We start from the raw sequence: 26,815 nt of genomic DNA on the forward strand, positions 1-26,815 counted from the left end.
CCAAAATCCACCCACAAGTCATATGAATCGTTCTAAATTAGAAACGATGAGATACTTGGATACCAATTACATTGGCATCTGCTTTGTATGAGCCACTTAGACGACCGTATTTGGCAATATCATCATTAGTATTATTTACTTTTGCTTTTGAGGCAAATAGATGAGTATAGGCTACATCAATGGTTGTATTGGTAGCAGGTTTATATTGCACACCAACACTTAGCCAGAAACGATCCTTGTCAGGCAATGAAGCAGGGCGGTTTTCTGTTGAGCGGACTGGTGATTGATCCCATGCTAAGCCACCTTTTAATTTCCAACTATCGTTAAGCTGATAATTAGCGCCGACTGCAACACGCCAAGAGTCCTTGAAGCGTAAGTTTAAACTAGCTGTTGGCAAAGTTTTATTTTCAATCGTGAGCTCAGGAATGCTACTCCAACCAGTCCAAGAAATATCACCTAATAATTCCCATTTATCATTCAGACGGGTATAGCCAGATAAAATGGCTAAATCAGGTAATGATACTGTCGCTGATGCGTCAGAGCTTCTATGTACGGACATAGGTGCACCAGTGGCAGGGTTAAGTACAGTGAAATCTAAATCCGTATCACCTTTAGCTTTGTGCTTGATACGTGAACGATAGGAGATACCAATACGTGTATCTTCAGATGGTTCAAATAATAGACCGACATTAAAGCCAACGCCAGTATTGCTTACTTTTGTTTTTACATCACCAGTAGTGACACCAATAATTTGTCCTGTTATAGGGTGTGGAATAGGTACTGGTGTTGCTTTTTTGTAAGTGGCTTGAATGTGTTGCACATTTAAGCCAAGACCAAGACTAACACCCTGTGTTAGTTTAAAAGCGACTGATGGATTGATGTTGATTGTTTTGATATCGAATGAACGTGAGTGGTAGCGACCTATCCAGTTATCATCATATTCAGTCTTTAGTCCAAAAGGTACGCTGATACCCAAACCAACAGCCATTTTCTCATTAATTTTATAACTAGTGTAGAGGTTTGGTACTAAAGCCCAGCTACCAGCTTCACCACCGTTACCACCGGGAGGTACTTTACCAGCTAGCGCTAGAGGGACTGTTGATTGTTGATCATCCGTGAATTTGAAAGAAGGACCAATGGCAGAGACTCCTCCTGAAATATTGAGCCCATCAAGTTTCATCATGCCAGCGGGGTTATAGTAAATAGTGCTAGCATTTTCGGCGATGGCAGCAGATCCAGCGTAGGCATTGCCCAAACCACTGTTCGATTGTTCTAATAGATTAAAACCTGCACCATGGGCTAGGCTAGAAAGACCAGCTAAACTTAAACTGATAGCTAGGGTATGTAAATTAAAAAATCTCAATTTTCTCTCCAGTAAAAACAGAATTTTAAACGTTATTTGAAATCTGTTTTCATTTTTGTGACAAACAAGGCTATTTTGTCGCTTTTCCGGAATAATTATTATCAGCAATACTACTAGAGTGTTGTATATGAGAGACGTTTTACGCTTTTTACAAAGAGAAAAGAGGTTTGGTGCATGCTATTTTCAATGTGGTTCAGCAGATAATTGATTGGTTTGATGTGTGTCTGGGAATCTTGGTAAGGGTGCTCGTAGTCCTCCAAGAATAAAGCTTAATAAGCGAGGCTTTAATTTATTGTCATAATGATCATATAGTTTGGCTGCATTGATGGGCTGATGATCAGTTACTTCTAAAAGTGCTTTTACACCAGAAATAGCATAAGACGTAGCACCTAGCATAAATTGGAAACGCCAAATAATTTCCTCTTCGGGGACGCCTGGCAAAGCTTTGAAAAAAGCTTGTTTGTAGCGTTCAAATACGATTTCATTTTCTTTTGCCACAATTGCGCTAATAAAACCACTCGGGTTCACCATTGTTTGCTCAAGTAAACGCAAAAAAATGCCTCCATCGTGGTGTTCATCACCGGCATGCTCTAATAACGAGCCAAAAAATGCGTTGACAATTAGAGAGGGTTTAAGAGGGCGGCCATTTGCTTTAGCCTCTAATTCGTCAAGTAAGCGTAATCGTTCATTATTAATTGCACCTAATCTGCGTTTCATGACCGCAATAATAAGTTCATCTTTGCTACCAAAGTGATAATTGACAGCCGCCAAATTTACATTTGCCATTTGCGTAATATCACGCATAGATGCATTCTCATGGCCTTTTTCAACAAATAGGAGCTCAGCAGCATCCAGAATAGCTTTTTTAGTAATTTCGGCTTTACGCATTTTGTTTATATCTTAAAAACGAACAGTTGTTTAATACAGTGATTATATATGAATATGATGAAATGTATGATTATCTGAAAAAAATTTTAGAAAAAGCATAAATTTATTGTAATGATAATAATTCTCATTTAGAATATAAAAAAATAGGAGATTAATTATGGAATTATCTTTATCAATGAATGCCGTAGTGGTGGGTGCTGATCGTCTAGGTAATCTACCAGATGTGCTAAAAGAGCACAATATTAAGATCAATAAACATATTTCGGGGCGTGATCCTTCGCATCAAAAAAAGAATCTTGCTTTGCCTAGTGGTACTGAAATCTTAATCTTATTAACAGACTTTCTAGGGCATAACGTCATGAAATCATTTCGGGCGGCGGCAGAAAAGCAAAATATTCCTATTGTGGCGTGTAAACGCTCGGTATGTAGCATGAAGCAAGCACTAGAGCAATGTCCTCATGTGCGCTGTGCAAACTGTCCTAGTAAAAGGGGATAGTGAATTTTCCGTAGAATAAGAGGGGGGAATATGCAAGTAGTGCATCGTTTATTGATGGGGCTAATCGCAGTGGTGGTTGTGTGGTCATTGGTTGGTGTTTCTGTTTCGACTAATGCGGGACAAACAAATTATTCATTGTTTATTAAGCCGGCACCAACGTGGCAAGTAATATACTGAAAATATCAATTTTTGTAACTAAAAAATTCTCTGTATTGGTAGCTTTTTAGATATAGAGAATAGACATAAATTGAAAAAGAGTAACTAAGAATTTAAGACTTGAAAAACCTGTACGCCAAAATTATCGCTAAGGAGTCGCTAGTTATTCAAGCAAAAAGGTACACAATAGTGTACCTTTTTGCTTTGTTTGTTTTGTCTATAAAAAAGAGTAATTAATTTTTCGCAATCTGATTCATTGGTATGCGACGAGCACCGTTATAACGCTGAGACCAATAATTGCTTAATTTTTCTACACGAACACTTGAACCTGTACGAGGTGCATGTAAAAATTCATTATTCCCTAAATAAATACCTACATGTGAATTACGGAAACCACGAGTATTAAAGAATACTAAATCGCCTGGTTGTAGTTCATCACGAGATACTGATTGACCTACGTTTGCCATTGATGAGCTAACACGGGGTAATTGTACACCCATGTATTTGCTGGCTGTGTAGTAGATTAAACCAGAACAATCAAAACCTTGAGGAGTTGCACCACCAAAACGGTATCTCACACCAACATAGTTAAGTGCCGCTTGTGCTAACGCACTTGCTGATGACTTAGACGTTGTAGAAATCGACGCATCACGCTTGGAGCGGTCAAGTTTGGCATCAGCAATTAATGAACCAATAGGATCGCTAACATCTGCTGACCAAGAGCTTTGTGATAAATTTGCTGAAGATTTGTTAATTAAAGAACCAATTAAATCTAGGTTTTGTGCTTGAGCTGCGGAGAAAAGTACAGGCGTACTCGCCAGTGCTGCTCCAAGGAAAAGACGCTGCCAAACGGCACCTAATCCTTTTGTGAAAAAAGAAAGAGTTGTTTTCATAGTCATATAATATAAATTGTAATAGGTTTGTATGCTCTACGGGTCACTGTTTTGACCTGGTTAGAGTTTACTTAATAATCAAGCACTTCTCAAGGATTATTAAGTAAAATTCTTAGTGATTTTTCTGATTAAAATCAAAAAATATCAAACTTATTTGACAGAAAAATTAACATTCCTTTGGACTTAACAGAAATTAACGATAGTTAAAGAAAGTTAATAACAAAATCATATAAAAATGCGAATAACTAACAAAATTAGATGTAAAAAATAGCATACTTGTCTGTTACAATAAAAATTTTATTTGTGAATAAAAAACAACAAAAAAATAATTTTTTATTAAAAAAAGGGTAAATCTATTGCTTTTTTAATAAATAGTTTAATTGTTTTTTGGGTTTGAATCAGATAATGGTTGTTGAGAGGATTAAGATTAAAGTACAAATTTAAAGCACAAATAAAGATAAGAGAGGAAAGTTAGTAAGAAGGGAAAAATAGACGAATAAGCGATGGTGTCGATTTGTATGGACAAAGGGGCTATGAATTAGCCCCTTTGTTTATTGCTTGTTCAAATAAAAGAGTTTTTATTTGCAGCAAGAAAAGTCAAGTTTGACTCCTGTTTTGGCTTGAATTTCTTCTTTGGTTACATCTGGTGCAAGTTCTACTACTTTTAAGCCACTAGAAGTTACTTCCATGACACCTAAATCGGTAATAATCATGTCAACTACTTTCAGACCAGTTAAAGGTAATGTACATTCCGGAAGAATTTTAAGGTCTTCGGTGCCGTCTTTTTTGCGAGCAACATGTTCCATAAGAACAATTACACGACCAACGCCAGCGACTAAGTCCATGGCACCGCCCATGCCCTTAACCATTTTACCTGGAATCATCCAGTTAGCTAAGTCACCTTTTTCTGAAACTTGCATTGCACCAAGAATAGCTAGATTAATTTTGCCGCCACGAATCATGCCAAATGAGTCCGCAGAGGAGAAAATAGATGAGCCAGGTAGAGTAGTAACGGTCTGTTTGCCTGCATTAATCATATCAGCATCAATCTCTTCCTCAGTAGGAAAAGGACCGATACCTAAAAGACCATTTTCAGATTGTAGCCAAACTTCCACGCCTTCAGGAACATGGTTAGCGACAAGTGTAGGTAAACCAATACCTAAGTTAACGTAAAACCCGTCCTGTAATTCTTTTGCTGCACGAGCAGCCATTTCATCACGATTCCATGCCATGTTATTCTCCTTATGCTGTACGAGTAGTACGTTGTTCAATACGTTTTTCGGGATTTGCGTTTAACACAATACGATGAACAAAAATACCAGGTAGATGGATAGAATCAGGATCAAGTTCGCCTAATTCGACAATTTTTTCTACTTCAACGACTGTAATTTTGCCTGCTGCTGCAACGTTAGGGTTGAAGTTACGTGCAGTTTTACGGAAGATTAAATTGCCACTCTTGTCAGCGATATAGGCTTTTACTAAAGAAACGTCAGGAACAATGGCACGTTCCATAACATAAGTCTCGCCATCAAACTCTTTTGTTTCTTTACCTTCAGCAACAATAGTACCTACCCCTGTTTTGGTAAAAAAAGCAGGAATGCCAGCTCCACCAGCACGTAAACGCTCTGCTAATGTACCTTGAGGGGTAAACTCAAGTTCTAATTCACCAGAAAGGTATTGACGTTCAAATTCTTTGTTTTCACCTACGTATGAGGAAATCATTTTTTTGATTTGACGAGTTTCTAATAACTGTCCTAAACCAAAACCGTCAACACCCGCATTGTTGCTCACGCAAGTTAGGTCTTTTACACCTGAATCACGTAAAGCAGCAATCAAGGCTTCTGGAATACCACATAAACCGAATCCACCCACGCCAATAGTTTGCCCATTAGCAACGATGTCTTTTAAAGCCTCGCTAGCACTTGCATAGACCTTATTCATTAAAGTTGTCTCCTTAAAAAATAACAACACATTCTTACTATCTTATCAAAACTTGAGGAAAAGTTAAAATATTAGACAGGATGATGCCAATATGCATCAGCTTTTTTGTGCAAGAGTTAAGAGGATTTGTTTTTTAAAGAGAATATGTTTTTTTTAAATTAAAGCTAGGTTTACTAGATGAAAACACTTAGATTGTCATCTTTGGATAGTTTTTATTACGATTAAGTTTTACAATCAAGAAATAACTATTTATCGATAATTATTTTCTTAGTACCTTTCTAAGATTACAAGGAGTAAGGTTAGCATGTCAGAACGCGAATCAATGGAGTATGATGTTGTCATTGTTGGTGCAGGACCAGCGGGTTTATCGACTGCCATCAAAGTGAAGCAACTTGCCGCAAAAAATAATCAAGACATTTCCGTCTGTATTTTGGAAAAGGGTAGTGAAGTAGGGGCGCATATCCTTTCTGGTGCGGTGATGGATCCAGGAGCGCTAACTGAACTTATCCCTGACTGGAAAGAGAAGGGGGCACCGTTAAACACGGCAGTCAAAGAGGATGAGTTTTTATTTTTATCTGAAACTGGTTCTCGAAAAACACCACACTGGTTATTACCTGATTGCTTTAAAAATGACGGTAATTATATTGTGCGCTTAGGTGAGGTAACGAAGTGGTTAGGTGAGCAAGCAGAGAGTTTAGGTGTTGAAATTTTCCCTGGTTTTGCAGCTGCTGAAGTATTATATGATGAGACAGGAGCAGTCAAAGGCGTGGCTACTGGTGATATGGGGGTAAGCCGAGATGGCTCGCATTCCCCACACTATCAACCAGGTATGGAGTTACATGCTAAATATACTATTTTTGCTGAGGGGGCGAGAGGTCATCTAGGTAAGCAATTAATTAAAAAATTCAATTTGGATCATGATCGTGATCCTCAAAGTTATGGTATTGGTATCAAAGAAATGTGGGAAATTGACCCTGCCAAATCTAAGCCTGGTTTAGTTATTCATACAGCAGGATGGCCTTTGGATGCAGATACATATGGTGGTACTTTTTTATACCATTTAGATAATAATTTAGTTGTTGTGGGTATGGTAGTAGGTCTTGATTATGCTAATCCATGGTTATCACCTTTTGAAGAATTTCAACGCTATAAGACACATCCTAGCATTAAACCCTATTTTGAGAATGGTAAACGCTTAGCTTATGGTGCACGAGCTTTAACAGCAGGTGGATTGTTGTCATTGCCTAAAGTTGTATTCCCAGGGGGGGCATTAGTTGGCTGTGATGCAGGCTTTTTAAATGCTTCTCGTATTAAAGGAAGTCATGCAGCAATCAAGACAGGCATGCTAGCTGCTGAGGCGATTGTTACAGCTTTATCTGCAAATAGACAGCGTGATGTTTTAAGTGACTATCCAATTGCTTTTGAGAATTCATGGTTATATGAAGAGTTAAACAAAGCACGTAATTTCAAACAATGGTTCAAGAAAGGTCGCACCGTGGCTACCATCATGACAGGTATTGAACAAAAATTATTCAAGGGAAAAATGCCTTGGACAATCCATCGTACTAAGGCAGACCATGAATGTTTAAAACTTGCTGCTGAAATGCCTAAGATTAATTATCCGAAACCAGATGGAGTAATTACGTTTGATCGTTTAAGTTCAGTATTTATTTCCAATACTAACCATGAAGAAGATCAGCCAATCCATTTAACGTTAAAAGATGAAACTGTGTCTGTGAATGTTAACTTAGCGAAATATGCGGGCCCAGAACAACGTTATTGTCCAGCTGGTGTTTATGAGTTTATCAAAGATGATACCGGGGCAGATAAATTACAAATTAATGCTCAAAACTGTGTGCATTGTAAAACCTGTGATATTAAAGACCCCACCCAAAATATTATTTGGGTAACACCACAAGGTGGAGAAGGACCAGTCTATAACGGCATGTAAACATTTTAAGCCTAAGAGGATTGTCATTGTTCAATGACAATCTTAAGTTGTTTAGGGTGGGATTTCGGCGCTCAGTCTTTTTGCGTTAGCTAAAAGAGTGTGCGTCAAAATTAAAAAAGAAAGAGCAGTGAAAAAGAGGATTGTCATTGTTCAATGACAATCTTAAGTTATTTAGGGTGGGATTTCGGCGCTCAGTCTTTTTGCGTTAGCTAAAAGAGTGTGCGTCAAAATTAAAAAAGAAAGAGCAGTGAAAAAGAGGATTGTCATTGTTTAAATGACAATCCTCAGTTATTTTGCTTACTTAGTATAGGTATCTTCGAACGGATGCATTAGGGACCATACTTAGATAGACTATTTTTTTAGTGCAGCTATAGCAAGGCATAGCCAAGCAAGAATAAAACATAAACCTCCGATAGGGGTAACCATACCTAATTTTCCTAGTCCAATCAGCACCAGACAGTACAAACTACCTGAAAATAGAATAATTCCAAACATAAATAAATAAAGACTGTAGCGAGTCCATGATGGGTGCAATTTGTCTCCAAGGTTTGCCACAATTAATAGTGCTAATGTATGAATAAATTGGTATAAAACAGCTGTATGCCAGACATCAATTAATCCCGGTGCTAATTGATTTTTGAGGGCATGTGTACCAAAAGCACCTAATATAACGGCAATAAGTCCAGAGAACGCAGCAAAAATAATTGAAGTTCGAAACATAGTGTGGTTTGGTTATACAATACTAAAATTCTATTGTATGTTAAATATAGTATTTGGAAAGAGATTATCTTCGCCTATGCTAAAGATCGCTAAGATATGTTTAGCATAATACATTTTCTATAAGGTTTCTTTATGTCAATAATGAGTGTTAGTGAACGTTTATCTGTTCTTCGTTTAGCGATGAAAAATGCGGATATAGAGGCATGGATTGTTCCTTCTGCCGATCCACATTTGTCTGAATATTTACCTGAGTTTTGGCAACAACGTGTATGGTTAAGTGGGTTTACAGGGTCTGTCGGTACTGTATTGGTAACACAAGAATTTGCAGGTTTATGGGTCGATAGTCGTTATTGGGAGCAAGCAACAGTTCAATTATCAGGGACAGGTATTGTGCTGATGAAACTGGGTGAAGAGGGTGTGCCAAGTTTAAATATGTGGTTAGTAAATCATATAAATGAGAAATCACGAATTGGGTTTAATAGCTTGATGATGGCACTAAAACAGGCTCGACAATTGGAAAAAGACCTAGCCATGCTTAACGTTGATTTTGTGTCAGATACTGACCTTATCGCTGACTTGTGGCAAGATCGGAAAGCGTTGCCAAATGCTCCTATATTTGAGCATACCCCACCTTTTGTGAGCCAAACACGTGCCGAAAAACTAGCGTTAGTCCGTCAACAAATGCAAGCTATATCAGCTGATTGGCATTTTATTTCGTCTTTAGATGATGTTGCTTGGCTATTTAATTTGCGTGGTGCAGATGTCCAATATAATCCAGTATTTCTAGGGCATGCCTTATTATCTCAACAGGAGGCTATGCTATTTATCCATGATGGAAAAGTAAATAGTGAATTAGTACAAGCATTAGCAAAAGATGGCATTACCATTCGTGGCTATGATGAAGTAGCTAACGTACTTCAACAATTACCAAAACAAGATAGTATATTGGTTGATCCAGATCGTATTACGCTGGGCTTAAGTCATTATGGTTGTGAGACTGTTATCGAACAGGTAAATCCTTCGCGGTTATTGAAGTCTTGCAAATCTGCTGCTGATTTGGCAAATGTGCGTGAAGCAATGGAACAAGATGGGGCGGCTTTATGTGAATTTTTTGCATGGTTTGAAAAAGCACTATCAACAGGGGAAACTATCAGCGAACTAACGATTGATGAGAAAATTTGTTCGGCGAGAGCTAAACAAGATTATTATATTTGTCCTAGTTTTGCGACTATCGCTGGTTTTAATGGTAATGGTGCTATGCCTCATTATCGAGCAACAGAAGAGTCGTTTGCTTATATTAAGGGAAATGGTTTGCTATTAATTGATTCTGGTGGGCAATATTTAAATGGTACAACGGATATTACTCGTGTAGTACCGGTGGGTGATGTTAGTGCTGAGCAAAAGCGAGATTATACCTATGTGTTAAAAGCAATGATTCAGTTATCAAAAGCAGTATTCCCTCGTAACTATCCATCCCCCTTGTTGGATACTATTGCACGTACCCCTCTTTGGCAGGCAGGTTTAGATTATGGTCATGGTACAGGCCATGGAGTAGGTTATTTTTTAAATGTGCATGAAGGACCGCAAGTCATTTCTCATCGAGCATATACATTCCCTTATACAGAGATGAAAGAGGGAATGATTACATCTAACGAACCGGGAGTATATCGTGCAGGAAAATGGGGAGTAAGAATTGAGAATTTAGTTGCCAATGTTCCAGCACAAAAAACAGAATTTGTTGATACATTGAAATTTGAAACATTAACCTTATGTCCAATTGATACACGTTGTATAGAGCCAGATTTATTAACCCAAGAAGAGAAAAATTGGTTAAATAATTATCACAATGACGTGTATAAACGCTTATCACCGAGAGTCCAAGGTGAAGCATTAGATTGGTTAAAATTACGCACCCAAGCAATTTAAAGAGTGTTGTGAGGGGTGATAAAATCTCGTTTTCGGCAAAATATAAAAGAAAATTGTCATCTTAGTCTATTTTGGGAGGGGGATTTCGGCGTGCAGGCTTTTATGTCGTATGGACGTTACTGTGTTACTAATTTTTGATGCGATGATATGTAAAAGCATGCACGTCAAAATATAAAAAAGAGAGTTTTATCTCTGATAAAAATCGAGAGTTTTTAAGTTAGTAAAAATCGAGAGTTTTTAAGTTAGTAAAAAAGAGAGTTTTTAAGTTAGTAAAAAAGAGAGTTTTTAAGTTAGTAAAAATCGAGAGTTTTTAAGTTAGTAAAATAGAGAGTTTTATCTCTGATAAAAATCGAGAGTTTTTAAGTTAGTAAAATAGAGAGCTTTATCAAATATAAAAAAAGAGTGGTCAAAGCCACTCTTTTTTATTACTCTAGACAATGAATGCGAGACTATTTTAATTTAGTTTCTTTGTATTCAACGTGTTTACGAGCAACTGGATCATATTTTTTGATCAACATTTTTTCAGGCATATTGCGTTTGTTTTTGGTCGTAGTGTAAAAGTGACCAGTGCCAGCTGTTGATTCTAATTTGATTTTTTCACGAATACCTTTTGCCATTTTAAGCTCCTAAGGAATGATTAAATTTAAGCAAAGGCTTAAACTGTTTGACCGTTAGCACGCATTTCAGCAATAACTGCATCAATGCCTTTTTTATCAATTGTACGTAACGCATTTGTAGAAACACGTAGACGAACCCAACGGTTTTCGCTTTCAACCCAGAAACGACGGCTTTGTAGGTTAGGTAAGAAACGACGTCTTGTTTTGTTGTGCGCGTGAGAAACATTGTTACCGGACATTGGGCGCTTGCCGGTTAGTTGGCATACTTTTGCCATATAAACACCTCATTAAGTTAAAGATCTGATTTTTGGCCCAGATCTGCCTTAGTAAAAAGTAACCCTTTAAAGAGTTAATCTATAATTCTAGAGTAAAAAATAAAAAAATGCAAGAAAATCAAAGGGTTCTTGATTGGAAATAATTAGTTTGTCGTTAATAAGATACTTTTCGAAAAGGCTATCTATCGTAAAAAAATCTATTGATAGACAGAAGATAAGGCTTATTATTATCTTTGGTAAGCTAGGCTTAGTTTCTTCTCTCTCTTATTGATTAGATGCTTGACGTAAGAGTGGTCGAGTAATGATTGTGTACCAGATGGCGAGAATCAATCCACAGCAAAAAAGGGCAGAGCAGCACATAATCCAGAGACTTGATATTCCCGTAGTTGCTCCAGGTGTTAGAATGCTTGCTATACCGTCTAGAGCACCTTTACCATTGCCATAACCAAAATAATAGCCTCCGCCTAGACCTAAACCAATAAGCAAGACGGTTTGAATAATAAAGGGTAATGTAGCAATTTTATGTGCTCTCAGAACATAGGTTACTACACATTGGAAATAATCCAATAAATGAAAGACAGGTACAATTGTCAATAAGCTAGCAGCCATTGCCGCAACATGTAGATCGTTGGTGTATAGGTAAATTACCCAGGATTTACCGAAGTAAATAAGAGTGATACTGATGAGTGCACCAATAAAACCTATTAAAAACCCTTGCAAACTGATCGAGTGGGATAGATGGTATTTAGTAGCACCAATTGCTTGAGCAGATAGTGCTGCAGTTGCAATCCCAATGGATTGGGGCATCATATATAAAAAAGCCCCTAAGTTGGCAAGAATTTGGTGACCACCTGACACATTAATACCTTCACGTGCAGCAAGTAACGCCATAAAGGTAAATGAACTGACTTCGACTAAGTAAGATCCTCCCATAGGCAATCCTAATTTAAGAATTTCCCATAAATGTTTAATAGAAGGAACACCAAGAATAAGTCCAAATTTTGTGTAGTATGGGTCTCTTAATAAAATCCATAGTCCAAATAAAAAGGTAAACCAGCTTACTAGCATGGTCGATATACCAGCACCAACACTACCTAAGGCAGGTAAGCCAAATTGTCCAAAAATGAGAACCCAATTGAAGAATGCTTTGACAAAAATACTCGCTACATTAATGTACATCACATGTTTAGGGCGACCGGCTGATGTACACAATGAGTAAATAGCCCTAAACATTAAAATTGCGGGTAGTGAAAAATAGGTAATTCGTAGATAATGACTGACTTCTGCACGTACTTCGTCTGAAATATCGCCAGAAATACTTAGCCATACATCAGGAAAAAGTAATAATGCCCCTAAGGTAAATGACGTAAAGATGGCTAGCCAAATCCCTTGTCCCCATAATATACCTATTTGTCTTAATTTCTGTGCCCCAAAGAGTTGTGAGAAGATGGGGATTAATGCATGAACAACTCCCATCATGCTGACACTTACGGTAATAAAAATTGATGCAGCTAGACTCATCGCTTGTAGTGCTTCAGCATTAAAGTTGCCTAGCATCATGGTATCAAGAACACCGAAAGATACCCCCGCCCATTGAGCAATGAGAATTGGCCATGCTTGGCTAATTAGATTTTTTCTAATTGTATTTTTATCATTAGAAAGTAGGGTATTTTTCATAAAGCATCAATAAAAATGATTAAGTGATGGTAACTTAATCTTCATCACGTAAATCTAATAGGAGGAATGTTTCTCCATGACGCTCACTGCGACGTTTTCCTTGCCAAATAACTTTAGCTGTATCTTGATGAGCGACAGTATGATTTCTTAGGCTATCCACTGTAGTTTGTACAAATAAGAAAGGGCAATATTGTTGATTTGTTAAACTTAATTGTGCAAAAACATAAAAAGCACCTTGTTGACCTTGTCCTACGTTGGCACCATTGATACAAGCATTTTCAGGTACATGGTTTTGTAATGCATTAGCTAAGGACTGACCTACTTCACGATATGAACGATTGTAGTCAATTGCTGGTAGCCATAATACAGCAAGTAGCATCCATGCTAATGTTGCACCTGCTGCTGCTAGGGTAATACCGCGCCACATTGCTTGTGGATTAGAGCCAAGACGCCATTTGACTGTTTTATACCAAAGTATGCAAATAATGCAGGCAGCAGCCACTGCTATCCAGTTAATAGTCGTATCAAAACCAACAATTAATCGCATAATATTTTTATGAATCTGTGCTGGCCAACCAAAATAGAGGGCAATCCATCCTACCCATGTGGCTACAATACTAAGAGTAATGACCATAATGGAATACCAGTCTAACAAATTAATTTGACTACGTTTAAGTGTAGGAATAGCCATAGCAGCTAACGGAGTAAAACCAATCACTAATGGACCATACTCAGGTTCAAAAGCATTATTGGCTATTATAATTAAGACTAGATTAGCGAATATAAAAGCAAAAGGGATATAAATATGGGCGGTATCAAACCATTTACGCCAGTTCCAAAGGGCAACAAATGCAAAGGGCCAGGTGGGCCATAGGAACCAAGCGAGATCTCTTAGTGCCCTTAAAAAATTTTTCCACTGTGAAGATGAAAACACTTGAACTTGCTCATTAATCCACAATGTTGTCCAATAACTGTCAATATTGTAAGTGCTAACTAGCCAAATAGTAGATAGCAAAATTGCAAGGACAAGACTGAGAAAGAGGAAAAATTTTAATTTGTAATGATAAATCTTACCGATAAACAATAAAAAGACAACAATAAGTAATGGTAATATTCCAAGAATACCTCTAGTTAAAAAAGCAGCGGTAAGCATGCTTCCAATGACTAAGAATCCTTGTGTAGGGTGGTCTAATAGGCGTACGAGCCCATAGAAGCATAAAGCATGAATAGCCATAAGAAGAGGAAAGTAGCTAGTTTCATGCATTTTAATGATAATACCGACAGTAGCAATTGTGAATAATAACGCTACATCTGCAATCATACGACCATAATCTCTGGGGTTAGGCTCACCACCAAAGGGTAATGGTAAGGGTTGTGCTTCTAGTCGTCTAGCCAATAAATAAGTACCATACCAAATCCCCCAAAGCATGCCAAAAAAATAGAAAAAATTAGGCAAGCGTGCTGCATATACATGAGCCCGTTCTGCAGACACAAATATATCAAAGAGAGGGGTGAATAATTTGATAAAGGTTGCCCCAATCATGCCTGTTAAAGGGCCGATTTCAGGGTAGGGAGACGTCCCAATGTAAGCTGTTAGCCAATGCCCTTCATTAAGAGCTGATAACATTGTTGCTAGACCAACAACATCATCTGTTTTCCATGGATCACGCCCAAAAAGTCCTGCCAAAATATAAGTAAACATGACAAAAAACAGGATTTTTCGAGGTAACTTGCGAGCAGCTGGACTCGCTAGGCGAGCAGGTGTCTTTCGTTGTGTTAATGAAGCATTCATTTAAATTGGCTAGATTTGATGCAATTATATTTAGAGCTATTATAAACAATATTTACTACTGGTTAATGAACAGTAATGGCTATAACGGAAAATAAAAAAGCAGCTTATAAAAGCTGCTTGATTCAAAACCGATGTGGTTATGATTATTTTTTGATAGTACCAGCAGTACGAGCGAAACGAGCACGGAATTTTTCAACACGACCAGTTTCAACAACACGTGTTTGAGCACCAGTGTAGAATGGGTGAGATTCTGCTGTTACGTCACATTTGAATAGTGGGTATGTTTTGCCATCTAATTCAATTGTTTCACGAGTTTGTACTGTAGAGCGAATGATGTAGTTATTACCAGTTTGTTGATCTAAAAATACAACTTCGCGGTATTCTGGGTGAATGCCTTCTTTCATGATTTGTCCTTAAAGATATAGTGGGTCGCCAGCTAAAAACTAATTTTCAGCAACGTATCCAAGATTGAATTCAAAATTATAACGAATTCAACCCCTTATATAACTGTTTCTGGCTAAAAAATCTAAAAAAAGACATTTTTTAGTTGTATTGTAGCCACAAGCCTTATTAGTTAGAACTAATAGAAGCACCTGGAATATCAATAATAACAACGGGTGAGTCTAGTGCAAGAGAGCATTGTCTTGCAAACTCTTCTGCTTGATCTGGATGCTCATCAAACCAGTAGTAACCTAGCTCATCTGCAACGCTTAGGATGCGATCTAGTAGAAGCACTTTACCACTTTGACGAGTAGGCTCACATTCTAACTCTACCCATTTATTCACAATCCACTCACGTGCCGCTTCTTGTGCGGAGTCACTAAAATCTTTATGAAAGATTTCATAATTTTTGAGTTCGCCAGGGTTAAAAATTATTGTCACGTCACTTTTCATATGTAGTAGGCCTAAGCAAAGAATATTGTAGGAAGTAGTAGATTTAGCATATTTATAGTAGAGTAAATGTCATATTGGTGACTTTTTAGTGCTTATATTGCTAAGATCCTTCCAAGGCAATTGTCGTAATTGTACGAGACTCTTTATTAATTTTATGCCAGACACGCCTACATTAATCCCTGTTCTGCCATTGAGATGGCTTGTCCATTCGCAATAATGAGGTGGTCGAGAAGTTTAATGTTTAATAACGCTAAAGCATCTTTTAAGATGCTGGTGATTTGGATATCAGCATCACTGGGAGTTAAATTTCCAGAAGGATGATTATGCGCCAGAATAATATAGGAAGCATTAAAACGCAGAGCTAGTTTGACCATTTCTCGAGGATAAATCTGTGCTTGATCAATGGTTCCTTGAGCTACAGTTTCAGTATGCATAAGTTTGAATGCCTTATTTAACATTAAAGCATGACAATGCTCAATTTCCAGATGACCCAAATTGTGGATGCAGTATTTTTTTACAATTGTTGATTGGTGCAAGATAGTTTTTTCACGCAAAGGCTCTTCTAGAGATCGGGCTGCTAACTCTTTTAAAGCAAGTAATTGAGCAATTTTAGTATTACCTAGTCCTTTGACAAGCTGTAGTTCTTCATTAGTTGTATTAAGAAGAGCGCGAATGCCACCGAAATTACTTAATAATTGCTGACAAAAAGTAATGACATCATTGCCTTTGGTGCCTGTATTAAGAATAATAGCTAATAATTCTGATGTGGTGAGAATTTTAGGTCCATGTTTTAATAAACGTTCTCTTGGGCGTAGTTGTTGAGAATCCATGCGTGAAATGTCCATAATCGTTACAATACTCTTTTAATCATTAATAGATAATAAGCGTGCCTGAAAATGAGTGAAAAAAATAGTACTATGCAGAAATTTGTCCACCCTGATTCGTTTTTAACTTTGAACTATCGGATTAGTCTAAATTCAGGACAAGGCAAGGGGTCGATTTTTATTGATACCTATGACGGTAAACCAGCTACTTTACAGTTAGGTATTGGTCAATGGCCAGAATCATTGGAAAAACCTCTACTTGGAAGGCAAGAGGGAGAATCATTTACCTATTACTTAGAGGCTGCTAATGCTTTTGGTGAGCGTAACCCTGAGCTGGTTCAAGCAGTGACTAAAAAAATGCTGGCAGAAAATGCAGGTGAAAATGCTACGTTTGAAGAAAATGATTTAGTTGAGTTTACTGCCCCTAATGGTGGGAAATTTTCAGGATTATTCAAGCGATTTGAAGGCGATAATGCTGTTTTTGATTTTAATCATCCACTGGCTGGAGTAGATTTGCAAGTTGATGTGTCTATTATTGGGGTACTTTAATGGGGCAAAATGCTGAAATTTTGTTAGCGGAGCCACGAGGTTTTTGCGCAGGCGTGGATCGTGCGATTGATATAGTAGAGCGCGCACTTGAGTTGTATGGGGCTCCTATTTATGTGCGTCATGAGATTGTACATAACCGTTTTGTTGTTCAATCATTGCGCGATAAGGGAGCGATTTTTGTCGCTGAATTAGATGAGGTACCAAAGGGAAGTATCGTTGTATTTTCAGCTCATGGCGTATCGCTTTCAGTTAGAGATGAAGCAGAGAAAAGAGGATTAAAAGTATTTGATGCTACATGTCCATTAGTGACTAAAGTGCATGTTGAGGTCAAAAAAATGCATGAGGCAGGTCATGAAATTATTATGATTGGTCATAAGGGACATCCAGAAGTGGAGGGTACGCTTGGACAAGCACTTGGTCGCATGTATTTAGTAGAAACGATAGAGGATGTTGAAAATCTACAGGTACAGAACCCAGATAATGTAGCGTATGTTACTCAAACGACATTATCAGTGGATGATGCTGCTGTAGTAACACGAGCGTTGCATGAGCGTTTTCCTAATATTGTGGCACCGAAAAAAGGGGATATTTGTTATGCTACGCAAAATAGGCAAGATGCAGTAAAGCTAATCGCACCACAGTGTGATGTATTCTTTGTTGTAGGTAGTGTTAATAGTTCTAACTCTAATCGTTTAAGAGAAGTGGCTGAGCGCTTAAGTTGTCCATCATATTTGGTGGATGATCCTGCAATGATTAAACCAGAATGGATTGAAGGTAAACGTTCTATTGGTATTACTGCTGGTGCCTCTGCTCCTGAAGTATTAGTACAAAATGTGGTTAATCGCCTAAAAGAACTTGGTGCATTATCTGTGCGTAAAATAGCTGGTATTGAGGAAAATGTGGCTTTTCCTTTGCCTAAAGAATTATCACGTAAAAAATTAGAGGGATAGAGGACTATGTCAACACTATATAACTTTTTTAGAAGTTCGGCTGCATTTAGAGTGAGAATTGCTTTAAACCTAAAGAAAATTAATTATGAATCTATTCCTATTCAGCTCAGAAGAGCAGAGCATAAAACAGATTCTTATAAAAGCATCAATCCAATGGCATTAGTGCCTTTCTTTGTAGATGATATGGTGAGTGTTGGACAATCTTTAGCTATTATTGAATATTTAGATGAACGATATCCAGAGCCTGCTATTTTACCTAAGACATTTGCTGATAGGGCTCGTGCCCGTTCTATTGCACAGGCTGTTGCATGTGAAATTCATCCATTGAATAGCCTAAGAGTTCGTGAGTATTTATCTACAAAATCGGGCTTTTCTGACGAACAAGTTAATGAATGGCATATTCATTGGATGCAAGAGGGTTTTAGTTCAATTGAAAAAATCTTAGCATCAAGTATTGAAACAGGTATCTTTTGTCAGGGGGATGAGATTTCTTTGGCTGATATTTATTTGATTCCTCAAGTTTATAATGCTCTTCAAGCTGGTATGGATTTAAAGCCATTTCCTACCATTCAACGTATCTATAATGCGTGTCTTAAAGAAGAGGCTTTTGTAAAAGCATTGCCAGAGAATCAAGCTGATGCAGTATAGTGTCGTATAAATAGGATACTAGTGATATAGCTGTTCTATGAATTATTGAATGCTTATTAAGTAGATTAGTTAGAAATAAAAAAGGAAGCTAGTGACTATCTTCCTTTTTTACTATGCTCTTTTGGCTAATAAATAGCTAGGTAATCTTTTTAATATACCTAGTGTAGATTTTTGAGTAAACGCCAAGTTTCAAAAATGGGTAGACCCATTACGCCACTATAACTGCCCTCAATTTTTTCAATAAAAATCGAGGCTAGTCCTTGGATACCATAAGCACCAGCCTTACCTTCGTATTCACCACTTTCAATATACATTTGTAAATCGCCCATAGTGATGGCACGCATATAAACTTTGGTAATGGATACATCCGTATAGACCTTATCACGATAAGATAAGACAATAGCGGTATGTACTTCGTGAACTTTATTTGATAATTTTGATAGTATTTTGGTCGCATCAAAGGCATCGTTAGGTTTACCTAATACCTGTCCATCTAGAATAACGGCAGTGTCAGCAGCTAGAATTGGGCGTACCCACATTTCTTGAGTTTGGATAAACTGTTGAGCACGTTGTGCTTTTTCAAGGGCAGTTCGTTGAACATAAATTTCTGCACGTTCTCCTTCGTGCTGAGGTTCATCTTCGCCCGGTGGTGAAGGTACTTTTAATACCTCATGTGTTATGCCTATTTGATTAAGAATTTCATGACGTCTTGGGCTCGCAGAGGCTAAATAGATAGTGGGAAAAGGAGAGTGGTTAAGCGAATTTGTTTTCATATAAACTGATTTTAAAGTAAGAGCTTATGATAGGTATTTATGCACGATGATAGGGGTGATTGACTGTAATACTCCATGCACGGTAGAGTTGCTCTGCTAACAAAACTCTCACCATAGGGTGAGGTAATGTTAATGAAGATAGCCTCAGCAAGGTATGGGCAGACGATTTGATTTGGCTATCTAAACCATCAGGCCCACCAATCACAATAGCAATATCATTACCACTTGTTTTCCATTGTTCAAAGTGTTTAGCAAGTTGAACCGTAGTGATATCTTTGCCGTGTTCATCTAAGATAATGCGTAATGCTTGTGTCGGAATTGCAGCATCAATTCGCTTGGCTTCAGCTTGCATCATTTGAGCGGGTGTTTTGCCAGACGTCCTAGGTTCAGGTTTTATTTCTTTGAGCTCGATACAACAATCATTTGGCATACGTTTAACGTAGTCATCCCATGCGTCTTCGACCCACTTAGGCATTCGATTACCAACGGCAATAATATAAATTTTCATCGCCTACTCTACTACTATTGTGCTATTAGTCTTCGTTTTCAATCTCTTGTTCATCATAAAAGCTATGAGGAGATATGGGTTGAGTTGATTGAGGTAGAAGTTTTACACGAACAGGTTTCCCTCCCCATACTGACTCTAAGTCATAGTAAGCCCGAATAGCAGGTTGCATACAGTGAATGACAATATCACCAATATCTAGCAGTACCCATTCACCGCTTTCCTCACCTTCTAGTGCAACAATATCAATCTTGTGCTCTCTAACTGCATCAATCACGCTACGAGCCAATGCTCGAGTTTGACGATTAGATGTACCACTAGCGATAATCACACGATCAAATAGACTCGTGAGATGTGTTGTGTTAAATATTTTAATATCTTGAGCTTTAACGTCTTCTAAAGCATCAATGACAATACGTTGTAGTTTTTGAATATTCATAGAGTATTAATTAACGGTATAGACCGTGCTGTTTAATGTATTGATAGACTTTTGCCTCAATGAGGTTAGATACATCTTCCCCTTGGTTTATTTTATGCCTTATTTCTGTTGATGATAAATCTATTTCATCAAAATTCATAAAAATCAATGATTTATTGATTTTTTTAAGTTCATTAAGCAATTCAGGGGGAGGGCTTATATCATAATGTGGGCGTTTGACAATCACTAATTGTACATAGAGTAAAATAGATTGCCAGTCGTTCCATGTAGCAAAATTATTCAATTGATCGCTGCCCATTAACCAATAATAATTGTGTTGTTTAGGTAGGCTACTTACAGTATCTATAGTATAACTAGGTCCTTCTCGCTCAAGTTCGATGGTATTAATTCTAATTTTAGGATAATCCTTAATCGCTAATTTTAACATCTTAAGCCGATGCTCCGCATTAACGGATAAAGGTTGTTTTTGCCAAGGTTGTCCTGCAGGAATAAGCTGTACTTCGTCTAAAGACAATTCCTCTAAGGCGGTGAGAGCGAGACGTAAGTGTGCTAAGTGGAAGGGATTAAAACTTCCACCAAATAAGCCAATTTTCTTTTTGTGCATCAATGACACTTAACCTTTTAATGCACGCCAAGCAATATCATGGCGGTATTGTGCGCCGTCAAACTTAATTTGTTCGACAGTGTTATAAGCTGTTGCACGTGCTTGTTGAACGGTATCGCCAATTGCTGTTACACATAAAACACGACCACCACTGGTAAGGATATTGCCATTTTCCAGACGAGTACCTGCATGGAAAGTCACGCAGTCTGGAGTAGAGGCAGGGATTCCTGTAATAATATCGCCTGTACGAGGTGTGGCTGGATAGTGTTCTGCTGCCATAACAACACCTAACGTAGTACGAGGATCCCAGTCAATATGAGCTTGATCTAATTGACCCACAGTCGCTTTCTGCACAACTTCTACGAAGTCATTTTTGATACGCATCATAATGGGTTGTGTTTCTGGATCACCCATGCGGCAATTAAATTCTAATACTTTGATAGGGCGTGTTTCGTCATCACCGTCATCAATCATTAGTCCTGCGTATAAGAAGCCAGTGTAGTTAATCCCATCATCCGCCATGCCTTGTACGGTAGGATAAATGACCTCTTTCATAATACGATCGTGTAAAACAGGGGTTACGATAGGGGCGGGAGAGTAGGCGCCCATACCGCCTGTATTAGGGCCTTGATCATTATCAAGTTGTCGTTTATGGTCTTGGCTACTCGCTAAAGGTAAAACATTTTTACCATCTACCATCACAATAAAGCTTGCTTCTTCTCCATGTAAGAAACCTTCAATGACTACTCTAGCACCCGCATCACCTAATTTACCATCACCTAGCATATCGGCAACGGCTTGATGAGCTTGTTCAAGTGTTTCAGCTACTACAACACCTTTGCCTGCCGCAAGGCCATCTGCTTTAATCACGATAGGTGCGCCTTGTTGATCAATATAAGCATGTGCTTGTTCTGCATTGGTAAAGGTTGCATAAGCTGCTGTTGGAATATGGTGGCGAACCATAAATGCTTTAGCAAAATCCTTTGAGCTTTCTAATTGAGCTGCGGCTTTAGTAGGCCCAAAAATCGCTAATTGGTGGGCGCGGAATAAATCTACAATACCATCTGCCAATGGAGCCTCTGGACCTACTACTGTCAGTGCAATTTGGTGCTCTTGGGCAAATTTTAGTAAATCCTCTTTTTTTGTTAGAGGAATATTCGTTAGATTTTTCTCTAAGGCTGTTCCCCCATTGCCAGGTGCGACAAAAACCTCAGAAACTTTTGGTGACTGGGATAGACGCCATGCGATGGCATGTTCTCGACCACCACTTCCAACAACCAATACTTTCATGTGTTACTCTCTATTTAAATGATTGATTAATCTGCTTCATCAAATACAGCTGTGGTATGTACTTCTTGAACATCGTCTAAACCCTCAAGCATATCTAGGATTTTCCGCATCTTGATGGCATCATCACCTTCAAGTACTGTTTCATTTAGTGGTTTCATGACAATAGCTTCTACTTCTGGCACTAATCCAGCCTCATGTAAGGCGTCACGCACTTGTGTATAGTCACTCGGTGCACAAATTACTTCAATAACACCTTCTTCATCAGTAATAATGTCTTCTGCACCAGCCTCTAAGGCAATTTCCATGATTTTATCTTCGTCACTACCTGGTGCATAAATAAATTGACCACAATGTTTAAACATGAATGCAACAGATCCATCTTGACCAAGATTACCGCCAAACTTGCTTAGGGCATGACGCACGTCAGAAACGGTACGAGTACGGTTATCTGTCATACAATCAATAATCACGGCTGCTCCTGCTGGACCATAGCCTTCATAACGAATGCTTTCATAGTTTTCACCGTCAGCACCACCAGCACCACGCTGAATTGCACGCATAATATTATCTTTTGGCATATTTGCTGCCATCGCTTTATCCCATGCTAAACGTAACGAGGGATTGGCATTTAAATCACCCCCGCCAGCTCTAGCCGCAACCTGAATTTCGCGAATGATTTTTGTCCAAATTTTGCCACGCTTTGCATCTTGGCGACCTTTGCGGTGTTGAATATTTGCCCATTTACTATGACCGGCCATATTAATACTCTTTAAATAAAAATTATTGGAATAATGTTTTTAGTCAAAAATTGTTGCACTAAAAACTTTAAATAACATTAAGGAAAAGTGTAATTTTACCAAGACTTATGATTTCTTTTATAGAATATAGGCTAAATAGTTTTAATGAATGTGATTAATTATTCATTTCCTCTCTCTCAAAGGTATTTTTTATGGCAAATCCTATTCTTTTAGCAAGAAATGCTCAACAAGACGTATTTTTATTACCTAAATTAGCGAATCGTCACGGTTGTATTACAGGAGCAACTGGTACAGGGAAAACAGTTTCTTTGCAAGTAATGGCGCAGGCGTTTTCTCAACTAGGAGTGCCTGTGTTTATGGCAGACGTAAAAGGGGATCTTACTGGTATTTCTCAGCCTGGGGCATCAAATCCTAAATTTGAGGAGCGTCTAAAAAAATATAATTTACCTATGCCAAATTTTGCTGGTTGTCCTACTGTATTGTGGGATGTCTTTGGAGAGCAAGGCCATCCTATTCGGGCAACAATTAGTGATATGGGACCATTATTATTATCGCGTGTGTTGAACTTAAATGAGACACAGACAGGTGTATTAAATCTAGTCTTTAAAGTGGCAGATGATGAAGGTCAACTTATTTTAGATTTAAAAGACTTACGTGCAATGCTACAGCATGTTTCAGAACGAGCTGCTGAATTACGTCAAACTTATGGTAATGTCTCAGCGGCTTCGGTAGGGGCTATTCAACGTGCATTATTAACAATAGAGAGTCAAGGAGCAGATCAATTTTTTGGTGAACCAATGCTAGATATTTTTGATTTAATGCGAGTAGATAGCAATGGTCAAGGTTATATCAATATTTTGGCAGCAGATAAATTAATGCAATCGCCAAAATTATATTCAGTATTCTTGCTTTGGTTATTAGCAGAGTTATATGAGTTACTACCTGAAGTAGGCGACTTAGAAAAACCAAAATTTGTCTTCTTTTTTGATGAAGCGCATTTACTATTTAATGATGCACCAACGGTATTGCTTGAGCGTATTGAACAAATTGTGCGATTAATACGTTCAAAAGGTGTGGGTGTTTACTTTGTCACTCAAAATCCTATTGATATCCCTGATACAGTATTAGGGCAATTAGGTAACCGTATTCAACATGCATTAAGAGCCTTTACTCCACGTGATCAAAAAGCCGTTAAAACAGTGGCTGATACTATGCGACCTAACCCTGATTTGAATATTGCAACGGCGATTACTGAGCTAGGAGTGGGAGAGGCATTAGTGTCTTGTTTAGATGAAAAAGGCTCTCCTTCTATTACACAACGAGTATGGATGATGCCACCTGCGAGTCGTATTGGACCAGCAACAGAAGCAGAACGTCAAACGATTAGAGCTCAATCTATGTTTAGTGGAAAATATGACCGTGTGATTGATCGAGAGTCAGCGTTTGAAGTATTGCAAAAACGAGTATCTGATAAAGGGAATCAAGCTATGGGCAAAACAGTGTCACAAACTAACGCCCAAGATGATGGTATTTGGGGAGCTGTTAAAGATATGATGATAGGGAGTACAGGGCCTCGAGGAGGGCGCAAAGACGGTATTGTGCAGCAAATGGTTAAACAGCAAGCACGTAGTATGACACGTCAATTAATCAGAGGTGTTCTAGGTTCTTTGATAGGTAAACGCTAAGAGAACTCGTACTGGTAGTGTTCTTTTGATATATGGATTGTCATAAAAAATACATATTAGTTTGTTACAGTTTTTCTACATAATTTTATTACTCACTATGATGAGTGAATTTTTCAAAGGAACACTATATTATGAATTTTCGAGATTTATTCTATTTTGATAAGTTTTTGTTTCCGAAAGTTATTACATTTATTTATTGGCTAATTTTACTTGGCTCAGTGATTGCTTTTATTTCTGGTGTAATGAAGGGACAATTTTTTGGTGGTTTAGTTGCTTTACTTGCTGGTGTTATTATTGGTCGTATTTATTGTGAATTAATGGTGGTTATGTTCAAAATTAATGATCATTTAACGATTCTAAGCCGTAAAGCATTGCAGGAAAGTAATGTTGCAACAACTAAGTCTGTGTCGTCTGCGACAGAATTTAATGTTAACCAAGATAGTTTTTAATAAGTCTCAAGAGAGTGATTTTTTTATAGTCATTAGCGTAAGAAGCCTCACTTTAGAAATGTTCTGCACCACAAAAGTTGGATTACTATTCAACCAAGTAAGGTGCAGATTTTTTATTCCTATTCATCCATATGACGAATTTGAGTGACTTTTTCTGGATCAATATTACTCAGTAGACGTAGTAATAAACTTCTGAACAATACGAATTCCTCATAAGAAAATCCTTTAAGTGACTGATTCAAGACCTCAGCTACGGCAGGCATGAGTTTATCCGTGACACGATAACCTTTAGGAGTGATCTTAATATGAATTACTCGTCTATCAGTTTTACTACGTTCGCGATAAATAAATTCTTTTTTTTCTAGTCTATCTAAGGTTCTAGTCATCGCACCAGTATCTACATCAACTAGACGAGCAATTTCTGCTGGAGTATCGGCTTTACCTAGACCAATCAACACAATAGGATGCCATTGTGAGGCGGTTAATTCAAACTCCTGCATATACTGTTCTATGCTATTGGTCATAGATTCATTTAGTAACTTGATTAAATAACCAATATTATCGAATGCACGTTCAATATGCTCTGGATTTTTTTTGTGATTATAAAATTCTTGCATGATGAAATAGTATTAATAGTATTGAAAATCAGATGTTGCCTAGGCAGATACTTATATTGTACGCTTATTACCAAATTTTCGCTACAATGAGAGTATTCAGGAAGGAGAATTTAATGACTATCTTAACAAAAGCTATTCTAGTTTATGCTCATGGTAATGTGGATCAAATGAAATTTGAAGAGGTTTCTTTGAATAAACCAGCAGCAGGTGAAGTACAGATTCAGCAAAAGGCTATTGGGTTAAATTTTATTGATATTTATTATCGTACAGGTTTATATCAAGCTCCACTCCCTCATGGTTTGGGATTTGAAGGGGCAGGTATTGTTGTGGCGGTAGGAGAGGGCGTCAGTCATCTCAAAGAAGGTGATCGTGTCGCTTATGGACAAAGTCCTTTGGGTGCTTATGCTTATGTACGGAATGTACCAGCAAAGCAAGTGGTGAAATTACCTGATGAGATTAGTTTTGAGGAAGGTGCAGCGATGATGTTGAAAGGCTTAACTGTACAGTATTTATTCCGTCAAACCTATCCATTAAAAGCAGGAGAAACAGTTTTATTACATGCGGCAGCAGGCGGTGTGGGATTAATTGCGTGCCAATGGGCAAAGGCTTTAGGTGTAAAACTGATTGGTACGGTGTCAAGCGATGAAAAAGCGGCTTTAGCTAAACAAATGGGTGCTTGGGAAACAATTAACTATACAAAAGAAAATGTTGTTGAGAGAGTTAAGGAATTGACAAATGGTGAAAAGTTACCTGTAGTGTATGACGGTGTAGGGAAAGATACTTTTGAGACTTCTTTGGATTGTCTAAGACCTCGAGGTTTATTGGTCAGCTATGGCAATGCCTCAGGTGCTGTAGAGGGAGTAAACCTAGGTATTTTGGCGAGTAAGGGATCGTTATATGTCACTCGCCCAACCTTAGGTACTCATGTGAATACCTTAGAAAAAATGCAAAAAGCGGCGGATGAGTTATTTACCCATGTTTTAGCTGGTGATATTAAAATCCTTATTGAACAGCGTTATCCTTTACATGATGTAGCACAAGCGCACCGTGACCTAGCCGCTAGAAAAACGACAGGAGCAACAGTATTAACAGTGGAATAAAGTTCCTCAGTAAATTAAGGACTGCTTTTATTTGT

At 37.9% G+C, this 26,815-nt stretch carries 30 protein-coding genes; 10 read left to right on the top strand and 20 right to left on the bottom strand.

Annotation, left to right across the window (positions count from 1 at the left end; all coding sequences use genetic code 11):
- Positions 1-37: 37 nt before the first annotated feature.
- Positions 38-1,363, bottom strand: coding sequence for an OmpP1/FadL family transporter (locus tag BQ4443_RS08070; protein WP_071058545.1), 1,326 nt, complete (start codon positions 1,361-1,363; stop codon positions 38-40).
- A gap of 183 nt (positions 1,364-1,546) precedes the next feature.
- Positions 1,547-2,260 (bottom strand): TetR/AcrR family transcriptional regulator, encoded by a 714-nt coding sequence (locus BQ4443_RS08075; protein ID WP_173391495.1) that lies wholly within the window; start codon positions 2,258-2,260, stop codon positions 1,547-1,549.
- 148 nt (positions 2,261-2,408) lie between these two features.
- Between BQ4443_RS08075 and BQ4443_RS08080 the strand changes: the two genes are divergently transcribed.
- Together BQ4443_RS08080 and BQ4443_RS12440 are read left to right on the top strand one after the other, a co-directional pair.
- Positions 2,409-2,747, top strand: a complete 339-nt coding sequence (locus tag BQ4443_RS08080; RefSeq protein ID WP_023948815.1) for a DUF2325 domain-containing protein — start codon at positions 2,409-2,411, stop codon at positions 2,745-2,747.
- 30 nt (positions 2,748-2,777) lie between these two features.
- Positions 2,778-2,924 carry a hypothetical protein gene (locus BQ4443_RS12440; protein WP_023948813.1) on the top strand — a complete coding sequence of 49 codons (147 nt, stop codon included), beginning with the start codon at positions 2,778-2,780 and terminating at the stop codon, positions 2,922-2,924.
- Between the two features lie 212 nt (positions 2,925-3,136).
- On the opposite strand, the gene BQ4443_RS08085 is transcribed toward BQ4443_RS12440, so the two are convergent.
- The 3 genes from BQ4443_RS08085 to BQ4443_RS08095 form a co-directional block, all read right to left on the bottom strand.
- Positions 3,137-3,796: a C40 family peptidase gene (locus BQ4443_RS08085; RefSeq protein ID WP_256330949.1), complete on the bottom strand. Its 660-nt coding sequence runs from the start codon at positions 3,794-3,796 to the stop codon at positions 3,137-3,139.
- Positions 3,797-4,374: 578 nt separating this feature from the next.
- A complete protein-coding gene (locus tag BQ4443_RS08090) occupies positions 4,375-5,028 on the bottom strand; it encodes a CoA transferase subunit B (RefSeq protein ID WP_023948809.1) in 654 nt (217 codons plus the stop codon).
- Between the two features lie 10 nt (positions 5,029-5,038).
- Positions 5,039-5,737 carry a CoA transferase subunit A gene (locus BQ4443_RS08095; RefSeq protein ID WP_071058546.1) on the bottom strand — a complete coding sequence of 233 codons (699 nt, stop codon included), beginning with the start codon at positions 5,735-5,737 and terminating at the stop codon, positions 5,039-5,041.
- A gap of 304 nt (positions 5,738-6,041) precedes the next feature.
- Here BQ4443_RS08095 and BQ4443_RS08100 point away from each other — a divergent pair, with 304 nt between their 5' ends.
- On the top strand, positions 6,042-7,688 hold the full coding sequence (locus BQ4443_RS08100; RefSeq protein ID WP_071058547.1) for an electron transfer flavoprotein-ubiquinone oxidoreductase: 1,647 nt from the start codon (positions 6,042-6,044) through the stop codon (positions 7,686-7,688).
- A 351-nt stretch (positions 7,689-8,039) separates the two neighbouring features.
- Here the strand turns inward: BQ4443_RS08100 and BQ4443_RS08105 are convergent, their stop codons facing one another.
- Positions 8,040-8,408 (bottom strand): DUF423 domain-containing protein, encoded by a 369-nt coding sequence (locus BQ4443_RS08105; RefSeq protein ID WP_023948805.1) that lies wholly within the window; start codon positions 8,406-8,408, stop codon positions 8,040-8,042.
- A 132-nt stretch (positions 8,409-8,540) separates the two neighbouring features.
- On the opposite strand from BQ4443_RS08105, the gene BQ4443_RS08110 reads away from it, so the two are divergent.
- Positions 8,541-10,334: an aminopeptidase P family protein gene (locus BQ4443_RS08110; protein WP_371128780.1), complete on the top strand. Its 1,794-nt coding sequence runs from the start codon at positions 8,541-8,543 to the stop codon at positions 10,332-10,334.
- 449 nt (positions 10,335-10,783) lie between these two features.
- Here BQ4443_RS08110 and rpmG read toward each other — a convergent pair whose 3' ends face one another.
- The 7 genes from rpmG to radC form a co-directional block, all read right to left on the bottom strand.
- Entirely contained in the window at positions 10,784-10,951 is a 168-nt protein-coding gene (gene rpmG / locus BQ4443_RS08115) for a 50S ribosomal protein L33 (protein WP_023951410.1), read from the bottom strand.
- Positions 10,952-10,989: 38 nt separating this feature from the next.
- Complete coding sequence (gene rpmB / locus BQ4443_RS08120) at positions 10,990-11,226, bottom strand: 50S ribosomal protein L28 (RefSeq protein ID WP_023951412.1); 237 nt, start codon at positions 11,224-11,226, stop codon at positions 10,990-10,992.
- 264 nt (positions 11,227-11,490) lie between these two features.
- A complete protein-coding gene (locus tag BQ4443_RS08125; protein WP_023951414.1) occupies positions 11,491-12,903 on the bottom strand; it encodes an MATE family efflux transporter in 1,413 nt (470 codons plus the stop codon).
- Between the two features lie 34 nt (positions 12,904-12,937).
- Positions 12,938-14,695, bottom strand: a complete 1,758-nt coding sequence (locus tag BQ4443_RS08130) for a hypothetical protein (protein ID WP_071058548.1) — start codon at positions 14,693-14,695, stop codon at positions 12,938-12,940.
- Between the two features lie 143 nt (positions 14,696-14,838).
- On the bottom strand, positions 14,839-15,099 hold the full coding sequence (locus BQ4443_RS08135; RefSeq protein WP_023951419.1) for a type B 50S ribosomal protein L31: 261 nt from the start codon (positions 15,097-15,099) through the stop codon (positions 14,839-14,841).
- 166 nt (positions 15,100-15,265) lie between these two features.
- Entirely contained in the window at positions 15,266-15,589 is a 324-nt protein-coding gene (locus BQ4443_RS08140; protein ID WP_023951421.1) for a hypothetical protein, read from the bottom strand.
- 167 nt (positions 15,590-15,756) lie between these two features.
- Entirely contained in the window at positions 15,757-16,434 is a 678-nt protein-coding gene (radC, locus tag BQ4443_RS08145; RefSeq protein ID WP_023951423.1) for a RadC family protein, read from the bottom strand.
- Between the two features lie 51 nt (positions 16,435-16,485).
- Here radC and BQ4443_RS08150 point away from each other — a divergent pair, with 51 nt between their 5' ends.
- From BQ4443_RS08150 to maiA, 3 genes are read left to right on the top strand one after another with little or no spacing between them, the layout of a single operon-like run.
- Positions 16,486-16,962, top strand: coding sequence for an FKBP-type peptidyl-prolyl cis-trans isomerase (locus BQ4443_RS08150; protein WP_023951425.1), 477 nt, complete (start codon positions 16,486-16,488; stop codon positions 16,960-16,962).
- A complete protein-coding gene (gene ispH, locus BQ4443_RS08155) occupies positions 16,962-17,912 on the top strand; it encodes a 4-hydroxy-3-methylbut-2-enyl diphosphate reductase (RefSeq protein ID WP_071058549.1) in 951 nt (316 codons plus the stop codon). The genes BQ4443_RS08150 and ispH overlap by 1 nt, the downstream gene beginning before the upstream one ends.
- A 6-nt stretch (positions 17,913-17,918) precedes the next feature.
- The gene (maiA, locus tag BQ4443_RS08160) at positions 17,919-18,560 is read left to right on the top strand and encodes a maleylacetoacetate isomerase (RefSeq protein WP_023951429.1); all 642 of its coding nucleotides are present in this window, start codon (positions 17,919-17,921) and stop codon (positions 18,558-18,560) included.
- 158 nt (positions 18,561-18,718) lie between these two features.
- Here the strand turns inward: maiA and BQ4443_RS08165 are convergent, their stop codons facing one another.
- Genes BQ4443_RS08165 through BQ4443_RS08190 form a run of 6 tightly spaced genes read right to left on the bottom strand, consistent with a single transcriptional unit; the run spans position 18,719 to position 22,929 of the window.
- The gene (locus BQ4443_RS08165) at positions 18,719-19,333 is read right to left on the bottom strand and encodes a Maf family protein (RefSeq protein ID WP_023951431.1); all 615 of its coding nucleotides are present in this window, start codon (positions 19,331-19,333) and stop codon (positions 18,719-18,721) included.
- A 37-nt stretch (positions 19,334-19,370) separates the two neighbouring features.
- Entirely contained in the window at positions 19,371-19,841 is a 471-nt protein-coding gene (gene rlmH, locus BQ4443_RS08170) for a 23S rRNA (pseudouridine(1915)-N(3))-methyltransferase RlmH (RefSeq protein ID WP_023951433.1), read from the bottom strand.
- 25 nt (positions 19,842-19,866) lie between these two features.
- A complete protein-coding gene (rsfS, locus tag BQ4443_RS08175) occupies positions 19,867-20,277 on the bottom strand; it encodes a ribosome silencing factor (protein ID WP_023951435.1) in 411 nt (136 codons plus the stop codon).
- Between the two features lie 10 nt (positions 20,278-20,287).
- Positions 20,288-20,881 carry a nicotinate (nicotinamide) nucleotide adenylyltransferase gene (gene nadD, locus BQ4443_RS08180; RefSeq protein ID WP_023951437.1) on the bottom strand — a complete coding sequence of 198 codons (594 nt, stop codon included), beginning with the start codon at positions 20,879-20,881 and terminating at the stop codon, positions 20,288-20,290.
- A gap of 9 nt (positions 20,882-20,890) precedes the next feature.
- On the bottom strand, positions 20,891-22,171 hold the full coding sequence (purD, locus tag BQ4443_RS08185) for a phosphoribosylamine--glycine ligase (protein ID WP_023951439.1): 1,281 nt from the start codon (positions 22,169-22,171) through the stop codon (positions 20,891-20,893).
- Between the two features lie 26 nt (positions 22,172-22,197).
- Positions 22,198-22,929 (bottom strand): YebC/PmpR family DNA-binding transcriptional regulator, encoded by a 732-nt coding sequence (locus BQ4443_RS08190; RefSeq protein WP_071058550.1) that lies wholly within the window; start codon positions 22,927-22,929, stop codon positions 22,198-22,200.
- Between the two features lie 191 nt (positions 22,930-23,120).
- Here BQ4443_RS08190 and BQ4443_RS08195 point away from each other — a divergent pair, with 191 nt between their 5' ends.
- Together BQ4443_RS08195 and BQ4443_RS08200 are read left to right on the top strand one after the other, a co-directional pair.
- Positions 23,121-24,614 (top strand): helicase HerA-like C-terminal domain-containing protein, encoded by a 1,494-nt coding sequence (locus tag BQ4443_RS08195; RefSeq protein WP_023951440.1) that lies wholly within the window; start codon positions 23,121-23,123, stop codon positions 24,612-24,614.
- 131 nt (positions 24,615-24,745) lie between these two features.
- The gene (locus BQ4443_RS08200) at positions 24,746-25,063 is read left to right on the top strand and encodes a DUF4282 domain-containing protein (protein ID WP_023951443.1); all 318 of its coding nucleotides are present in this window, start codon (positions 24,746-24,748) and stop codon (positions 25,061-25,063) included.
- A 119-nt stretch (positions 25,064-25,182) separates the two neighbouring features.
- On the opposite strand, the gene BQ4443_RS08205 is transcribed toward BQ4443_RS08200, so the two are convergent.
- The gene (locus BQ4443_RS08205) at positions 25,183-25,680 is read right to left on the bottom strand and encodes a MarR family winged helix-turn-helix transcriptional regulator (protein ID WP_023951445.1); all 498 of its coding nucleotides are present in this window, start codon (positions 25,678-25,680) and stop codon (positions 25,183-25,185) included.
- 113 nt (positions 25,681-25,793) lie between these two features.
- On the opposite strand from BQ4443_RS08205, the gene BQ4443_RS08210 reads away from it, so the two are divergent.
- Positions 25,794-26,780 carry a quinone oxidoreductase family protein gene (locus BQ4443_RS08210; protein ID WP_023951446.1) on the top strand — a complete coding sequence of 329 codons (987 nt, stop codon included), beginning with the start codon at positions 25,794-25,796 and terminating at the stop codon, positions 26,778-26,780.
- Positions 26,781-26,815: the final 35 nt, after the last annotated feature.

The organism is Pelistega sp. MC2 (assembly GCF_900099475.1).
Lineage (GTDB): Bacteria > Pseudomonadota > Gammaproteobacteria > Burkholderiales > Burkholderiaceae_B > Taylorella > Taylorella indica.

Bases quoted from the DNA above. Each gene is read 5' to 3' on its own strand.
- BQ4443_RS08100 (WP_071058547.1), top strand. From the start codon at position 6,042: ATGTCAGAACGCGAATCAATGGAGTATGATGTTGTCATTGTTGGTGCA.
- BQ4443_RS12440 (WP_023948813.1), top strand. From the start codon at position 2,778: ATGCAAGTAGTGCATCGTTTATTGATGGGGCTAATCGCAGTGGTGGTT.
- BQ4443_RS08110 (WP_371128780.1), top strand. From the start codon at position 8,541: ATGTCAATAATGAGTGTTAGTGAACGTTTATCTGTTCTTCGTTTAGCG.
- rpmB (WP_023951412.1), bottom strand. From the start codon at position 11,226: ATGGCAAAAGTATGCCAACTAACCGGCAAGCGCCCAATGTCCGGTAAC.
- maiA (WP_023951429.1), top strand. From the start codon at position 17,919: ATGTCAACACTATATAACTTTTTTAGAAGTTCGGCTGCATTTAGAGTG.
- BQ4443_RS08195 (WP_023951440.1), top strand. From the start codon at position 23,121: ATGGCAAATCCTATTCTTTTAGCAAGAAATGCTCAACAAGACGTATTT.
- BQ4443_RS08125 (WP_023951414.1), bottom strand. From the start codon at position 12,903: ATGAAAAATACCCTACTTTCTAATGATAAAAATACAATTAGAAAAAAT.
- purD (WP_023951439.1), bottom strand. From the start codon at position 22,171: ATGAAAGTATTGGTTGTTGGAAGTGGTGGTCGAGAACATGCCATCGCA.
- BQ4443_RS08190 (WP_071058550.1), bottom strand. From the start codon at position 22,929: ATGGCCGGTCATAGTAAATGGGCAAATATTCAACACCGCAAAGGTCGC.
- BQ4443_RS08150 (WP_023951425.1), top strand. From the start codon at position 16,486: ATGAGTGAAAAAAATAGTACTATGCAGAAATTTGTCCACCCTGATTCG.
- BQ4443_RS08135 (WP_023951419.1), bottom strand. From the start codon at position 15,099: ATGAAAGAAGGCATTCACCCAGAATACCGCGAAGTTGTATTTTTAGAT.
- BQ4443_RS08140 (WP_023951421.1), bottom strand. From the start codon at position 15,589: ATGAAAAGTGACGTGACAATAATTTTTAACCCTGGCGAACTCAAAAAT.
- BQ4443_RS08095 (WP_071058546.1), bottom strand. From the start codon at position 5,737: ATGAATAAGGTCTATGCAAGTGCTAGCGAGGCTTTAAAAGACATCGTT.
- BQ4443_RS08090 (WP_023948809.1), bottom strand. From the start codon at position 5,028: ATGGCATGGAATCGTGATGAAATGGCTGCTCGTGCAGCAAAAGAATTA.
- rsfS (WP_023951435.1), bottom strand. From the start codon at position 20,277: ATGAATATTCAAAAACTACAACGTATTGTCATTGATGCTTTAGAAGAC.
- BQ4443_RS08165 (WP_023951431.1), bottom strand. From the start codon at position 19,333: ATGAAAACAAATTCGCTTAACCACTCTCCTTTTCCCACTATCTATTTA.
- BQ4443_RS08130 (WP_071058548.1), bottom strand. From the start codon at position 14,695: ATGAATGCTTCATTAACACAACGAAAGACACCTGCTCGCCTAGCGAGT.
- ispH (WP_071058549.1), top strand. From the start codon at position 16,962: ATGGGGCAAAATGCTGAAATTTTGTTAGCGGAGCCACGAGGTTTTTGC.
- nadD (WP_023951437.1), bottom strand. From the start codon at position 20,881: ATGCACAAAAAGAAAATTGGCTTATTTGGTGGAAGTTTTAATCCCTTC.
- rlmH (WP_023951433.1), bottom strand. From the start codon at position 19,841: ATGAAAATTTATATTATTGCCGTTGGTAATCGAATGCCTAAGTGGGTC.
- BQ4443_RS08085 (WP_256330949.1), bottom strand. From the start codon at position 3,796: ATGAAAACAACTCTTTCTTTTTTCACAAAAGGATTAGGTGCCGTTTGG.
- BQ4443_RS08205 (WP_023951445.1), bottom strand. From the start codon at position 25,680: ATGCAAGAATTTTATAATCACAAAAAAAATCCAGAGCATATTGAACGT.
- BQ4443_RS08210 (WP_023951446.1), top strand. From the start codon at position 25,794: ATGACTATCTTAACAAAAGCTATTCTAGTTTATGCTCATGGTAATGTG.
- BQ4443_RS08200 (WP_023951443.1), top strand. From the start codon at position 24,746: ATGAATTTTCGAGATTTATTCTATTTTGATAAGTTTTTGTTTCCGAAA.
- rpmG (WP_023951410.1), bottom strand. From the start codon at position 10,951: ATGGCAAAAGGTATTCGTGAAAAAATCAAATTAGAATCAACAGCTGGC.
- radC (WP_023951423.1), bottom strand. From the start codon at position 16,434: ATGGACATTTCACGCATGGATTCTCAACAACTACGCCCAAGAGAACGT.
- BQ4443_RS08105 (WP_023948805.1), bottom strand. From the start codon at position 8,408: ATGTTTCGAACTTCAATTATTTTTGCTGCGTTCTCTGGACTTATTGCC.
- BQ4443_RS08080 (WP_023948815.1), top strand. From the start codon at position 2,409: ATGGAATTATCTTTATCAATGAATGCCGTAGTGGTGGGTGCTGATCGT.